Below are 13,072 nucleotides of genomic sequence, written 5' to 3' on the forward strand. Positions count from 1 at the left end.
TCATCGTGGGTCTCCACTTCGAGGGTGCTGTGAGAGGTTCACTCGAAGGGTCACGCGGTGACCGCGCCGTCGTCTACCGCGACGCGCTCACCGGGCTACCGGTACACCACTCTGGCGGACTCCACTGTGGCCCGCGCGGGATCAAGCTCGTGACCTCAGGGGCCCCACCTTGGGCTGGCCGCCGACTGGCGCCCTGTTTCGCCCGTACAGGGGTCGCCAGGTAGAGGTCGCGCGGGCACGCACCCGACCCACAACCCCACGCTGTGGGGGGTCAATCAGGGATGGCTCCGCTGGCACCATCGACACGCATCCCGTCGATGATCTGCAGGTTTGGTCTGCGGAGATCCGCCGCCGGCGCGACGTCCGCCATGCCGGGCGGCGCGGCGAGGGTGTCGACGTCCGCGCCGTGGGCCGCGGCGCGGTCGCGACGGGACGTCTCGTCCTGGTGACGGGCATGCCGACCGTTCGCGGGCCACGACTGGTGTCCTCCGTCCTGGCATTGCTGGCGCAGCCGCGCGCGCATCCGGTCGATGAATGCTGGCAGCGCGTACCGGTGCCACTCCTCGAGTGCGTCGGCGGTCAGCGCGAGCCCGGCGCGACGGCGGAGGTCGGCGAGAACGGCGATCTCGTGCACCAGGTGGGGGTGGCTGGGCCAGCAAGAAGGAACCATCGCGTCGGGGTCCCAGACGTACTCGTGGTTCAACCAGGTCACGACCTGTTCGAACCACTGCCAGATCTCCGCGCGCAGGTGAGGGTCGACGCAGCTGGCGGGATCCCAGGGGCGAGCGAGCAGTCGGGGATCGCCCAGCGCGCTCTGCTGCTGTCGCGTCCCTGACCCTGCTGCGAGGTCGAGCTCGGTGTACGCATGCTCGACACGCCGCCCAGCCCGGGGGAACGCGGCGATCAGTTCTCGCGACGCAGGCGAAGGGGCCGGCGAGCGGTCTGTCACGGACGCGGTCCGTCGGGTTCGCCGACCAGGCCGCTGCGGCGGGCTTCGACAAGGGCGGCAGTGGCCCGGGCCTCAGGGCTGACTTGGCGACGACGATCGGCGGCCATCGTGGCTCGCATGGCGTCCTTGCCGGCGAGCAGCGCCCGGCCGGCTTTGCCGTCGATGCAACGGTGCAGTTTGGCGATGATCGGGGCGCCGTTCTCGGCAAGCACGAGTGCGTGGCGCTCCTTAAGCTGGCGGATCTCGGCGGGGGTCAGGATCGCGATGTCCTCCCCGGACATCTGCCTGCCGCCCATGCGCCCGCTTTGCCAGGACGTTCGGGCGACGCGGACCTGGCCGAGTAGGTCGGAGACCTCCTTGTTGAAGGCGACGTCCTTGGAGCCGCCGAACACGATGAGGTTGTTGGTCAACCCGAGCAGCGTGCGCGCATCCTGCTCTCCGAAGACCGCCGCAAGCTGAGGCCACGCCTGAGCCGCCCAGATGAAGGTGATGCCCAGTGCGCGCTCGTTGGCCATCCGCGTGCGCAGGGTCGGCAGCGGGGCGGTCGACGGCAGCTCGTCGAGTACGGCGTGGAACGGCGGGCACAGCCGACCCCAACGGCTGGCGTTGGCCGCCTCGAGCGCGGTGTCGAGGACGTGCTCGGCGAAGGCGGTCATCAGCGGGGACGCGGAGGCGTAAGGGTCCTCGCGGCCGAGCAGGTAGATCGTGCCACGAGCGGCGATCAGGTCGGCGATGGCCGTAGCCGGGCGGCCAAGACCGGGCACGCACCGGCGGCGGATGTCGTCCTGGAAGAACAGGGACATGGCCTGCTGGACTGTGGTCACGGTGTTGCCGGCAGTGCGGTCGTCGCCGTGCAGCGCGCCGTGCAGTAGGCCGTCCCAAAAGGACGCGGCGTGCGGGTGCTCGCGCAGGATCTCCGTTGGCTGGGTGGCGGCCATAGGGCGGGCGACCCAGCGCAGCACGTCGTCCAGGCTGCCGCCGGTGAGCGCGGCGGCGTGGAAGAAGCCCTGCAGCACCTTCGCGGCCTCGGCGGCGTAGAACCGCGCGGCGGCGTCGCCGTGGCCCCCGGCGACGGCGCCCTTGACCGTGCCGGCGGTGAACGCCTTCGCGCGGCGCTCGGCGACGAGAGGGTCGACGCAGCCGCGGACTGGGTCCCAGACCACCTCGGGGAGTCCGGGAACGAGACCGAACGGGTCCAGGACCACGCAGGGGCGATTCCCGGCGGACCGCGGGCCGAAGGACAACAGCAGGTCGTCGACCTTCGTCAGCGTCGCCATCGCGGCCCCCGGCGCGTCGAGGAGCGCGGGCACGAGCAAGTCGAGGGTCTTGCCCGAGCCCTGCGGGCCGATTACACCAGCGGTGCGGTCCCACGGCACCCACAGCTCGCGGCCGCGAGGCTCGCGCGCCCTGCCGAGCCGCCAGCCGACGGCGGCGGGGTGGAGACGGCGCGGCCGGTGGGTCATCGCCGGCCGCCTCGGGGCGCGCCGTACAGGTCGGGCCGGATCACCTTTGCGTGCCGTCGCAGCCGGGTGCGGCCGAGCAGCGCCTCTGCTTCCGTCGCAGTAGCCATGCCGCGCAGACGCGCCGGTCCCCAGCGGTCGAGCCCGGACTTCACCGCCCAGGTCATCACCAGGACGACGAGGAGTTCGACGACGCCGACGCACGCCCACAGCAGCCCAGGCGTCGCCGGGTGACCTACGGCGGGCAGACCGGCACCCGCCTGCCCGCTCACGATCGGGGCGAGGGTGGTGAACAGCGCCAGACGGTCCACGAACACCCACCCGTTGCCGACCACCAGGTTCGCGAGCGACCGCCCGGCCTGAAGACCCAGGACCAGCGCCAGCAGCACAGCGAACACGATCCCGACCGGGATCTCCCAGGTGAACGGATACGGCGTCGTGCGACGGGTGCGCTGCATGCCCTCCGAAGGCAGCGGGCCAGCCGCCGGCGCTCACGGGCCCCATGGCTGGTCGCTCACTCGCTCCAGTCGTCGTCGCGCAGGACTGGCTCGTAGTCCCGTCCGCCGTAGAACACTCCGACGATGACGACGGCGTCGTCCCGCACGACGAACGCGACGACGCCCCGGCGGTGGAATCCGATCGTGCGCAGCCCGGGACGAACGTCGTCCCGGGCGATGCCCCGCAGCGGAAACGGAGCGAGGTCCTCACAGAACGCGACGATCGAGTCGACCAGGTCGACCGCGACCACCGGCGAGCTGGCCAGGGCCACGTAGTCATAGAGCTCGTCGAGCTGGGCCAGCGCCTCGCGTCGGAAGACCACCCGGCGTGGCGCGAGGCTCACGCCTTTCGCCGTGCCGCCAGGTGAGCCCGCACGTCGGCGATCTCGATCACGTCGTCCGGCTTGCTCTGCATCGCGTCGTAGGTAGCCGCCACCTCGCCCTGCAGCCAAGCCTCGACGGCCTGGTCCCGGGCGATCAGCGCCCGCAGCCCGTCGCGCACCACTTCGCTCTCGCTCGCGTACTGACCCGAGCGCACCCGCTCGCGCACGGCGTCGGCCATCTCCGTCGGCAGGGTGATGCTCATCTGACGTGTCGTGCGCATCATCGACCTCCCAGGATCGAGTAGGACTCAATCCTACTCGAATGAAGAGTCGAGGCATAGAACGGAATCGCGCGGGTGACGACCGGCGGCCGAGCCTCTCGACCGTTTCCCATCTCGCCGTCATTACGCCACGGCCCCGACTCGCCAGATCGAGAACAAGGGGCGGTCGGTCCAGTAGCCGTAGTCGTAGTGGCCGACCGGTGATCCGCCAACCTCGATAGTGAGCTGCGCGGCGGGGTCGAAGACGATCATCACGTGGCCCACGCGATTCGGCCCGAGGTAGCTGTCGGTGAAGATCAGGTCACCGGGCTGCTCCTGGCCGAGCGGCACCCGATAACCGTTGCCCTGCGCGACCCAGTTCTGCTGGGCTGCGGCGGTGCGCGGCAGCGTGATGCCGATCTGCGCGAACGCGGCGCGGGTGAACGCCGAGCAGTCCCATGCGGAGGGCCCGTTGGCGCCGTAGACGTACGGCTCGCCGAGCTGGGCGGTGGCGAACGCCAGGACGGTCGCGATCTGCTGGTTCGGCAGCGCGGGCACGGCGGGGTTCCCGACGCCGCCGATGCCGCAGTCGGCCGGGTCCCCGGCGACGACCCCTCCCCCGTATGCGGCGGCGTAGTAGAGGACGTCGTTGACGTACCAGTCGGCGCGGTTGTACGCGAACAGCGCCCGTCGTACGCCGTCGACGCCGGCGGTGACCCCGGATGCGGTCAGGTAGTTGGCGGCGCTCATCACCGAGTCGGCGTCGTTGCGGATGTCGGCGCGCCCGTCGCCGGAGCCGTCGATGCCGTAGGCGGCCCAGGTGGCCGGCATGAACTGCATCAGCCCCTGCGCGCCCGCCGAGCTGGTCGCGCGGGTGCGCCCGTGGGCGGTCTCCGCCATGCCGATGCCAGCCAGGACGGTCCAGGGCAGGTAGTACCGGTCGGCAGCGGCGACGTAGAGCGCCTTGACATCGTCGGGGATGGACGCCGCGGGGTTGCGCAGCGACGCCAGACGAGGAGTGCCGGGCGGGGGCAGCGCGAACCCGACCCCGCCCTCGCCGGCCGGGTCTCCATCGGTGAGGATCACCGCAGAAGCCGAGGGGTCGTCGGGCACCGTGCAGACCGCTTGCGCGGCCCCGCCGGAGAAGGTCGACACGACCACCGCCGCGCCCATCAGCACCAGCGCGACGGGCAGGACGAGCAGGACGACGGCCCCGACGACGACCGTCTTCACGCCGCACCGGCGATGGCTTCGTTGGTCCAGGTGAGCTGCTGCTCGACGGGGTGCAGTCGGGTCTCGACCTTGTACGGGTGCTCTCCGACCATCCACAGCGCCCGGCCCTTGCGTTGCATCGCCCATCCGGTGATCGCCGCGGTCGCCTGTGGTCCGAGGCCGAGCATCGCGTCGAGGTCCCTCGCGATCTCGGGCTTCTGCCCGTGCAGGATCTTGATGTCGGCCAGATGCATGAGGTCTCGGGCGATGTTGGCCGCCTGGGAGCCGGCGTCGCCGACGGTGAGCATGTCGGAGGGCTTGTGGGCGTTGGCCCACTGGATGTCGCCGCCCTTTCCGGCCACGCCGCGGGAGAGGCGGAAGTCCTCGTCGAGGGACTTCACGGCGTCAACGCCCAGGCGCATCACTCTCCACACCTCGTCGCGCACGACGATGCGCAGGTCCCCCGGTGGGGCGATCTCGCGCATGCCGCGGCCCCAGGAATTCAGCGCGAGCAAGGCGATGCCGATCGCCTCGTCGCCCAGTGGGCTGAGCCGCGACAGGGACAGGGACTGGATGGGGGCGGTCCAGTCGACGGCGATGTTGGTGTGGTCGTCGAACAGCCCGGCCAGTGCCCCGGAGACGAGCTGGCCCAGGGCGTCACGCAGCAGCCGAGACTCGTCGAGGAACTGCTGACGGGTGGCGTACCGGCACTGCTCGACGAGCGCGTCGGAGGGTTCGTCGAGGTGGTGCCACAGCCGCGGGATCGTCGTCTCGGTCAGGCTCGAGGAAGCGTGCGCATAGCCGGTGAGGTCGCGCAGCGCCGTCTTGACGATCACCTCCTCGGACGGGCCAAACGGCACGCGCTGCTCCCCGATCCGCTGGCTGCCGACCAGGCCGCGGACGAGCGTCAGCCAGCGGGAGAAGACGATCGCGGCGCGCTGCTGCGCCTGCCGGGCGTCCAACCGGTCCCAGCCGTCGCCAAGGGGCCCGAACGCCAGCGGGTTGACCCGAGCCGACATGCCCGGACCGAGAGCGATGGGGTCGACGCCGAAGAACCGGCACAGCGGCTCGTACTCGTCCTTCGGGTCACCGAGGATCAGGATGCGGTAGCCGAAGTCGGTCATGCGCAGCGCGAACGCCTTCGTCGTGGCGGACTTTCCGGTGCCGGGCTTGCCCATGGTGATCACGTTGGCGTTGGTGACGGGGATGTCGTCGCGCAGCACCCAGCCGATCGGGTCGGCGTAGAACGCGGTGCCGGACATCGTGTCGGCCCCCATCTGCGCGCCGGTCTGCGGCAGCCCCGGGCCGGCGACGAACGGCCAGAACGTCCCCGCCTGGTCCGAGGTCATCTGGTACGACACCACTGGCGCCGACGCAGGCGCCCAGCCTCGGCCTCGTCGTCGGAGGCCGCGCGCCCCGACGTGCCGGAACAGCTTCTCGGGCGAGGTGGGAGGCGGCGCAGGACGAGCGGCGGGCAGGTCGTGCCCGAAGTCGGCGAGGAGCCGGGACACGTCTCTTCCGGTCGTCGCCGGCCGCGGGCTCACGCGTCCCCCGTCCGGGTGAGGCTCACGCCGAGCGGCACGACGGAGGCGGCGAACGCGACGTCGTGGCTGATGTCCAGGCGCAGCGGGGCGAACCCGGCGCGCCGGATCGCGGCGTCCAGGCGGCGCCCGTACTCGGCGACGCGCACCGTCTTGGGCACGGTGACCGTGCACACGGCGTAGGGGCGGGTGACCGCGCTCCCGCGGGCCTGCTTGGCCTCCAGGGCTCGGATCTGCGCGGCGGCGTCGCGGACCTTCGTCGTGGAGCGCATCCGGGCCCGCTCCCGCAAGCCCTGTCCCATGTCGGCGGCCCACTCCCGCGACGCAGTCTGCCGAGCGGCCTTGGCCTGGCTCAGGATCGGGAACGCGACGAGAAAGCTGCGCCGCTCCCCGGGCTCGGTCGGGGTCAGGACCGGCGCGAGCGCACCCAGGACTGCGCCCTTGGCCGGGAGCTTGATGGTGGCGCTGATCGAGTTCCACGCGTCGTGGCTGTAGTGCCGGGCGACCACGTCGGCGCCGGACGGGCCGGCCATGGCCCACGGGACGTCCGCGGTGACCTCCTCACCGTTTGCCGCAGCGAGGAGCGCGTCGACGATCCCGGCGCGGTCACCGGGGGCGAACCCGGTGCGGCACGCCACGGCGAGCTCGGGGCTCGTCAGCCAGGACACGGCTGCCGCGCCGAGGCCGCCCTTGAGCTGGGATTCGACCTCGGCCATGAGCCCGTACATGACCTGGGCGCGTCCCTCGACCCCACGGCCGGCTTCTCGTGCCGCCCTTCCGATCCGGGTCTCGGGCACGACGATCGTCACGAACGCCTCGGTGCGGACCGACGCCTGCGTCAGGACGCGCTGGAGGTCGTCGTTGATCGCCCGCACTTGCACAGGGCCGTCGGGGCGGCGGTGCCGGCGGATCCACTCGTCGCGCTCGGCGCTGTCCTCGGGGACCGTGCGTACCAGGAGCACGACCTCGTCGATCAGCTCGGTGCGCGCTGCCTGGTCGATGAGGTCGGTCAGGCCCTTGGCCATCCGCGCCCGGTCGTCGACGCCGCGCATGCCGATGCCCGGGTGGACTATCGCCGCGGTCGCCGCCCAGGTACGCGCGACGTGGTTCTGGATCAGGGCTACCCGCGCCGCGTTCAGACCGACGGGCGGCCCCTCGTGGATCTCGATGCCGGTCAGCGATCCCGGCAGATCGACGCCTCCGAGGTCATCGGCCTGCCCGCGCGAGGCCTGGGAGTGGAACCGGGTCCAGCCGGCGAGCCCGCCGATCGCGAGAGCCGTGCTGGCCAGCAGCCAGCCCAAGGCCGAGCGGCCGCGCACCGGGACGACGGTCACCACGGCGACCGCGCCGGCGATCAGGAGAAGGACGGCGGCCGACGCCCACGCCTGTCGGCTCAACGCCCAGAGCACGGGCAGGACGCAGACGGCCAGCACGGTCGCCTGCCATCCCGTGAGCCCGAACGGGAACCAGCCGATCCGGGCTCGGGAGTACTCGCTGTAGACCTGGCTCACGGCCAATCTCCCCTCAGACGACGACCGCGGCGGCGGCCTCGGGCGCTGCGGCTGCGCCGCCTCCGGCACCGCCGGCGCCGCCGCCGCCGGTCGGGGATCCGCCGACCGACGGCTTCCCGGTGGCGCTCGGGCTGGGACCGAAGCCGGCGTCGTCGTCGGGCCCCGAGCCGTTGATGTCCGGGGTGTCGTCGTCGCGCGAGCGGCCCCGTTGACCGGGCCGGGACCGGCTGCCGGAGAAGTCCGGGATGTAGGTGTTGTGGCCGACGCCCATCTGGTTGGTGAGGTCAGCGCCCACGGCGGCTGCCTGGCTGCCGAGGCCCTGTGCCATTCCCCAGCCCTGCGCCATCATCTGACCGCCCGCGCCGAGGGTGGCGCCGAGGAAGCCACCCGCGGATCGGGTGAACCGGTCGTTGGTGGCCGCCTCCGTGTCGGCCTCGCCTCCGGACTGCCCAGAGGCGTCGCTGCTGGAGGCCGCATCCGAGGTGCTGGCGCCGTCGGCCCGCCCATTCAGGAGGCCTTGCCAGCCGCCCTGGGCGGCCAGCCCGGCGCGCATGGCCGAGCCGGAACTCGTCCCGGGGTCGACGAACGCGAGCAGCTTGAACAGCGCCAGCGGCGCGAAACTACCGACGAAGATCAGCACGACGCCCGGGACTGCGGTGCCGATCGCCGTCTGCAGAGAGTCGGCCATCGACAAGGCCACGCCGCTGGTCGCCTTCACGCCCAGCCCGAGAACCAGGACCATCAGGACGGGTGTGAACGCGGCGGCCAAGAACCAGCGGAACGTCTTCCAGAACCAGGACCGACCGCCGTCCCAGACGAGCCCGGCCGCGGAGACCGGGTTCGTGGCGGCCAGCACCATGAGCGCGGCCGCGCGGGCAAGCATGACAAGCAAGTGCGCCACGGCCGCGAACACGACGAAGATCCCCAGGACGCCGAGGACCGTGGCGACGGTGCCGTCGGTGAGGTCCGCGGTCGAGAACCCCGTCCACGGCTGCCAAGCGGAAAGAGAGTCGACGCCGAGCAGCGACCGCGTCAGCGCGCGGGTGAGCCCTCCCGCGGCGGCGAGGATCGCGACGGCGAACACGATCCACATCACCCACACCGCTCCGAACTGACCCACGCCGAGCAGCACCCGGCCCACGCTCTGCCCGTCGCGACGCACCCCGGCGATGCCGAGCTGCACCAGGAAGAGCAACAGCACCATCGCGCCGGCGATCCAGAAGGTCGCGCCGTAGAGGTCCCGCATCGGGCCGCTGGCGCTCAGATCCGGGACGAGGAAGGCGTCCTCGATTGTGAGGGCGAGCTTGAGCAGCCACAGGCCGGCGTTCCAAATGCCCAGCATCGCGGCGGTCCACCCGTCGACGACGACGCTCGCGGCGGCGTTGCCCAGGGCGGTGAACGGGTTGAGGTAGTCCGACCAGTCCATGTGCCTCACTCCTTCGTCGTCCAGGTGCGCCACCCGGCGGCGCTTGCCAGCTCCGTGCCGGGCCAGGTCGACGGCGCGGGCGTCGGTGGCTCGCCGGGTGCGATGACCCAGCGCTCATCGGTCCACTGGAGGCGTTCGCAGTGCCCGTAGGCGGCGCGGGCCTCGGTCACGACGGTGACGGTGACGTCGAGCAGGACACAGGCCACGACCCAGTCGTCGTCGCTGCCCTTGACCTGCGCGGCCACGGGGACGGTGACCACCGAGGTGCCGGGCTCGTCGACGTGCCGACCTGCCTCGCTGACCAGGAAGGCCCGAACCGCGGCCATCAGCGCCCACCCGTCGACGCCCGGCGCGCCGGGCGCGGACCACTCCTCGTGCACGGCTCGCAGCTGTGGAATCGACATGCCCTGCAGGACCGTGGTGGCGATGGCGGCGAGCTGGCCGACCGCACCCTCGGTGGTGCGGCCGAACCCCGTCGGGACCTCCGCTGGGCCAAGACTCGTCGCGGCGGGCACGATGATCGTCGGCGCAGGGCTGGCGGCCGGAGTCCCGCCGCGGGAGTCCTGCGGGTTCACCCGCAGCATCGGCGCAGCGGCGATGGCGTCCCGGCGGGCCTGCCCGCTCGGCAACGCGTCGACGGCCACCGCGGCGCCGTCGTCCGAGGTGCCGCTGGACGCGACGGCGCCACGCACCGCGTAGACCAACCCGACCAGGCCGCTCACGACGACGAGGACCATGGCGACGACGACGGCCAGGAGCCTTCGCCTGCCCCAGCCCGAGGTCTCGTCGGCCAGCGCCGACATCACACGCAGCCCGCGCCGGTGATGCCCGCGACCATCGGAGGCACGACCATGTAGGCGATCCCCGCGATGAACATGATGACCAGCGAGACGATCCCGGCCTTGCTGGCGTGCGGCAGCGAGAACACCCGGCCGCCGACAATCGCGCCGAGCCCGACGATCACGCCGATGCCGATGAGGATGAGCACGCCCCACATGACGTAGCCGGTCATCTGGTCCGCGTAGGCCTGGGCGCCGGGCGGCGCCACCGGGCAAACGGTCGGCAGGACGGTGCCGAGATGGTTCGCGACGAGGTTCGTCATGAGCGTTCCTCCTGTGGATGCGCGGCAGCGCTCACGTGGCGCAGGACGTCACGTGCCGCCGTGACGAGCGCTGGTGGCAGCGGTGCGGAGTCGATGCCACGAACGGCGAGCCGCTTGTCGTGCGGGACCGCAACCCACCGCCCGGTGCGGTGCTGGCTCCGCGTGGCGGGTCCCATCGCGGACGTCAGCTCGCGCGGCCACCGGCGCGGATCCGGGCCGCGCACCGCAACGACCGGGCGCGAGGGACCGAACAGGGTCAGGGTGGTCTCCAGCCGACGGAGGCCCGGAACGGTCGCCGTGCCGACGAGTACGACCTGCGGCGCGGCGTCCACGGTCGCGCTCAGCCACCCGTGAGACGCCAGCATTTGCCCCAGCTTCCAGCCGACGTCCAGAACGCTCAGAACCGTGCCGGCGGCCGCTTCGTCGGGCAACGGAAGCTCGCCGGCGCTCAGGTGGTGCGCGCTCAGTCGGGCGAGGTGAACCGCGCCGCGGCGTCCGACGGTCCATCCCGACGAGGTGGTCCCCAGCTCGGCGGTCGCCGCTCCCACCAAGCCGGACGCCGTGGGCGAGCTGCACTCGATGACGCGGGCCGGCGAGCCGTGGGTGGCGATCGCCAGGGCGAGGCTCGTCGCGCCCGCCTGGGGCAGGCAGCCGACGACGGGCAGGACGCTCTCGCGCGGACGCCAGGTGCGGTCGCCCGCCACCACCGGCCCGGTCGGTCGAGGCGCGGCACCGGGGTCCATGGGTCGCGGCTCCAGGAACTGCCCCTCTTGGACCGCGTTCCAGGCGCGCCGCAGCTCGTCGACCCCGACCGCTCGGGTCGCAATTGTCATCGTCGACCACCGGCCAGCGCGGTGCGGCGCATCCGCAGCGCCTCGCGCAGCTGTTCGGCGGGCAGGCCGGCCAACGTGGTCTGCGCGGCGCGGGCCCGGCGCAGACGCTCCAAGCTGTCCTCGAGGCCGGCTACGGCGGCGGCCTCGTCGTGGGCCTCGTGCAGCAGCCGCTGCAGCTCCAGGTCGTCGGTCACGTCCATCACCTCGCCACCGAAGGCCACCCGCACCGCATGGGTGCTCACCGGCTCACGCCGATATCTGTCGGGCGTACGCCTCGGCCAGCGCCCGCATGCTGCGCCGGGCCCGGCGTCGCACCGTCGCCTCCGAGATCCCGTGGCGCGCCGCCACGACGCTCGACCCGGACCGAGAGCACAACCCGCCGCGCCCTTCTCGGCTGCGGGTCACCTCCATCTGGCAGGCGGCTTCGGCCAGGCCGACGAGCAGCTCCCGATCGTGCTCGTCGATCACGCGGTGGGATGTCGCCCACGAAAGCAGCTCGGCCAGCTCGTCTTCCGGCTCGACCGCGAGGGGTTCTGCGGCCCTGGCGTCGAGGACCCGCCATAGGTCGGCCTCGGGCGCCAGGGGTATCGCGTGCGCCCATGTCGGGTCGACCGCCCGCAAATGTTCAACGGCGCCGAGCTCGCGCAGGACGCCGCGGCGCAGGTTCATCACGATGTTGGCCGCCACCTTCCGGCGTCGTTCCCACGCGAAGCTGCGCACCTCGATCCACAGCTGCGCAGCGACGCACTCGTCGATTCGAGGTGTCATGTCCCGCAACCGGTGGGCCACAAGGCTTGCCCCGGGCAGTAGCACCCAGGCCAGTGCGCCGGCCGCCGTGATGTCGTCGCCCCCGGTCGGGCTGCCTAGGTGGGCGAGCCTGTGCAGCACGTCGTCGACGTCCTCGCGGTCGGCCGCGCGGAGCCACGAGGGCAGGTCGAGGAGGTCGTCCACCACGGCCAGCCGTGGATCACGCCGGCGCCAGACGGCCCAATCCGTGCGGGCCTGGGCCAGCAAGCCCCGGGCCGGGTCGTCGAGTCCGAGCTGCGCCGCGACGCTCATCGTGGGGTCCTTCCGCCGTAGGGATACGGCGTGAAAGGTCACGCTCGGTCGTCCCCCGACTCGTCCCCCGACCTGCCATGCACCACCGATTCACCTCCGCTCCGGCGACGTCCCCCCTTCGCTCCGTACACCACCCCACCTGCGAAAGCGTCAAGTACCGCCGCGTCCCCCTTCGTCCCCCTGCTCGCGCTTCAGGACCATTGGCGGCAGCCCGCGTCGCCCCTGCGCGCGGCAGGGCGACAGGGCGGCCGTCATCCGCTGTGGCCCGACGGTTGTTCCCTGGCCCGTCGGTGAACCGACTTCCCCTGGAACCGGCGAGTCTTGCGATTGGGTCGGTCGACCTGCCCGACCGACGAGCCGTCTCCCACGCCGGCCAGGCCCGGATCGTGAAGGCTATCTACGACGGCAAGGTGCAGGAGGCCCGGGCCGCAGCCTCGGCGCACATCAGGGAAGTCGACCACGACGTAGCGCGACAACTGATCGGACCGGCGCAAGCCTCGGGGTGAGCGGGTGCGTGGGAACCTGCGCCTCGAACGCCGGCCCACCGGCCAACGGCCGAACCTGATCTGACGGGAGGGTTCGAAGGTGTCCGAGGCAGAAGATTGGTCCGCAGGGCTTGACGGGGTCGTGACGGACACCATAACGTCGAGTGGTCAGATCACCTGTTGACTTATTGGCCACTCGACGGGTCATGCACGGTCACTTTGCCACCCTGCGACATCGCCGCCGACGCCTCCACCCGCCCCGAGCGGGTGGACGAGTCACCCGATTGAGGAGATCGCATGTCGTCCTTGGACTACACCTACGACCACATCGACGAGGTCATCAACCGCGCAAACATGCTGGCGCCGACCATCGACCCGAAGAAGACCCTGCTGCTCGTCCTGGACATGCAGAAG

Annotated in this window: 14 protein-coding genes; all 14 read right to left on the reverse strand. The window is 71.9% G+C overall.

The window, feature by feature from the left end; all coding sequences use genetic code 11:
* Window positions 1-271: 271 nt before the first annotated feature.
* Complete coding sequence (locus HIR71_RS15530) at window positions 272-712, reverse strand: hypothetical protein (protein ID WP_249051933.1); 441 nt, start codon at window positions 710-712, stop codon at window positions 272-274.
* A 233-nt stretch (window positions 713-945) separates the two neighbouring features.
* Window positions 946-2,325, reverse strand: a complete 1,380-nt coding sequence (locus HIR71_RS15535; RefSeq protein ID WP_311836325.1) for a type IV secretory system conjugative DNA transfer family protein — start codon at window positions 2,323-2,325, stop codon at window positions 946-948.
* A gap of 83 nt (window positions 2,326-2,408) precedes the next feature.
* A complete protein-coding gene (locus HIR71_RS15540; protein WP_169325982.1) occupies window positions 2,409-2,867 on the reverse strand; it encodes a hypothetical protein in 459 nt (152 codons plus the stop codon).
* 56 nt (window positions 2,868-2,923) lie between these two features.
* Window positions 2,924-3,250, reverse strand: coding sequence for a type II toxin-antitoxin system RelE/ParE family toxin (locus HIR71_RS15545; RefSeq protein ID WP_169325983.1), 327 nt, complete (start codon window positions 3,248-3,250; stop codon window positions 2,924-2,926).
* On the reverse strand, window positions 3,247-3,492 hold the full coding sequence (locus tag HIR71_RS15550; protein ID WP_249051935.1) for a type II toxin-antitoxin system ParD family antitoxin: 246 nt from the start codon (window positions 3,490-3,492) through the stop codon (window positions 3,247-3,249). Before HIR71_RS15550 ends, HIR71_RS15545 begins: the two co-directional genes overlap by 4 nt.
* 141 nt (window positions 3,493-3,633) lie before the next feature.
* Window positions 3,634-4,722: a C40 family peptidase gene (locus tag HIR71_RS15555; protein WP_169325984.1), complete on the reverse strand. Its 1,089-nt coding sequence runs from the start codon at window positions 4,720-4,722 to the stop codon at window positions 3,634-3,636.
* Window positions 4,719-6,050 (reverse strand): ATP-binding protein, encoded by a 1,332-nt coding sequence (locus HIR71_RS15560; protein WP_249051936.1) that lies wholly within the window; start codon window positions 6,048-6,050, stop codon window positions 4,719-4,721. The genes HIR71_RS15555 and HIR71_RS15560 overlap by 4 nt, the downstream gene beginning before the upstream one ends.
* A 191-nt stretch (window positions 6,051-6,241) precedes the next feature.
* Entirely contained in the window at window positions 6,242-7,753 is a 1,512-nt protein-coding gene (locus tag HIR71_RS15565) for an SCO6880 family protein (RefSeq protein WP_169325986.1), read from the reverse strand.
* Window positions 7,754-7,766: 13 nt separating this feature from the next.
* The gene (locus tag HIR71_RS15570) at window positions 7,767-9,179 is read right to left on the reverse strand and encodes an acyltransferase family protein (RefSeq protein ID WP_169325987.1); all 1,413 of its coding nucleotides are present in this window, start codon (window positions 9,177-9,179) and stop codon (window positions 7,767-7,769) included.
* 5 nt (window positions 9,180-9,184) lie between these two features.
* Complete coding sequence (locus tag HIR71_RS15575; protein WP_169325988.1) at window positions 9,185-9,982, reverse strand: hypothetical protein; 798 nt, start codon at window positions 9,980-9,982, stop codon at window positions 9,185-9,187.
* The gene (locus HIR71_RS15580; RefSeq protein ID WP_169325989.1) at window positions 9,982-10,281 is read right to left on the reverse strand and encodes a hypothetical protein; all 300 of its coding nucleotides are present in this window, start codon (window positions 10,279-10,281) and stop codon (window positions 9,982-9,984) included. The genes HIR71_RS15575 and HIR71_RS15580 overlap by 1 nt, the downstream gene beginning before the upstream one ends.
* Window positions 10,278-11,114 (reverse strand): hypothetical protein, encoded by an 837-nt coding sequence (locus tag HIR71_RS15585; RefSeq protein WP_169325990.1) that lies wholly within the window; start codon window positions 11,112-11,114, stop codon window positions 10,278-10,280. Before HIR71_RS15585 ends, HIR71_RS15580 begins: the two co-directional genes overlap by 4 nt.
* Window positions 11,111-11,356, reverse strand: coding sequence for a hypothetical protein (locus HIR71_RS15590; protein ID WP_169325991.1), 246 nt, complete (start codon window positions 11,354-11,356; stop codon window positions 11,111-11,113). Before HIR71_RS15590 ends, HIR71_RS15585 begins: the two co-directional genes overlap by 4 nt.
* A gap of 4 nt (window positions 11,357-11,360) precedes the next feature.
* On the reverse strand, window positions 11,361-12,173 hold the full coding sequence (locus tag HIR71_RS15595) for a hypothetical protein (RefSeq protein ID WP_169325992.1): 813 nt from the start codon (window positions 12,171-12,173) through the stop codon (window positions 11,361-11,363).
* Between the last annotated feature and the right edge of the window lie 899 nt (window positions 12,174-13,072).

Origin of the sequence: Cellulomonas fimi (assembly GCF_012952065.1) — a bacterium.
GTDB classification, from domain to species: domain Bacteria; phylum Actinomycetota; class Actinomycetes; order Actinomycetales; family Cellulomonadaceae; genus Pengzhenrongella; species Pengzhenrongella fimi_A.

Excerpts from the sequence above, each read along its gene's own strand:
- HIR71_RS15540 (WP_169325982.1), bottom strand. The coding sequence starts at position 2,867 with ATGCAGCGCACCCGTCGCACGACGCCGTATCCGTTCACCTGGGAGATC.
- HIR71_RS15550 (WP_249051935.1), bottom strand. The coding sequence starts at position 3,492 with ATGAGCATCACCCTGCCGACGGAGATGGCCGACGCCGTGCGCGAGCGG.
- HIR71_RS15560 (WP_249051936.1), bottom strand. The coding sequence starts at position 6,050 with ATGACCTCGGACCAGGCGGGGACGTTCTGGCCGTTCGTCGCCGGCCCG.
- HIR71_RS15570 (WP_169325987.1), bottom strand. The coding sequence starts at position 9,179 with ATGGACTGGTCGGACTACCTCAACCCGTTCACCGCCCTGGGCAACGCC.
- HIR71_RS15575 (WP_169325988.1), bottom strand. The coding sequence starts at position 9,982 with ATGTCGGCGCTGGCCGACGAGACCTCGGGCTGGGGCAGGCGAAGGCTC.
- HIR71_RS15580 (WP_169325989.1), bottom strand. The coding sequence starts at position 10,281 with ATGACGAACCTCGTCGCGAACCATCTCGGCACCGTCCTGCCGACCGTT.
- HIR71_RS15585 (WP_169325990.1), bottom strand. The coding sequence starts at position 11,114 with ATGACAATTGCGACCCGAGCGGTCGGGGTCGACGAGCTGCGGCGCGCC.
- HIR71_RS15595 (WP_169325992.1), bottom strand. The coding sequence starts at position 12,173 with ATGAGCGTCGCGGCGCAGCTCGGACTCGACGACCCGGCCCGGGGCTTG.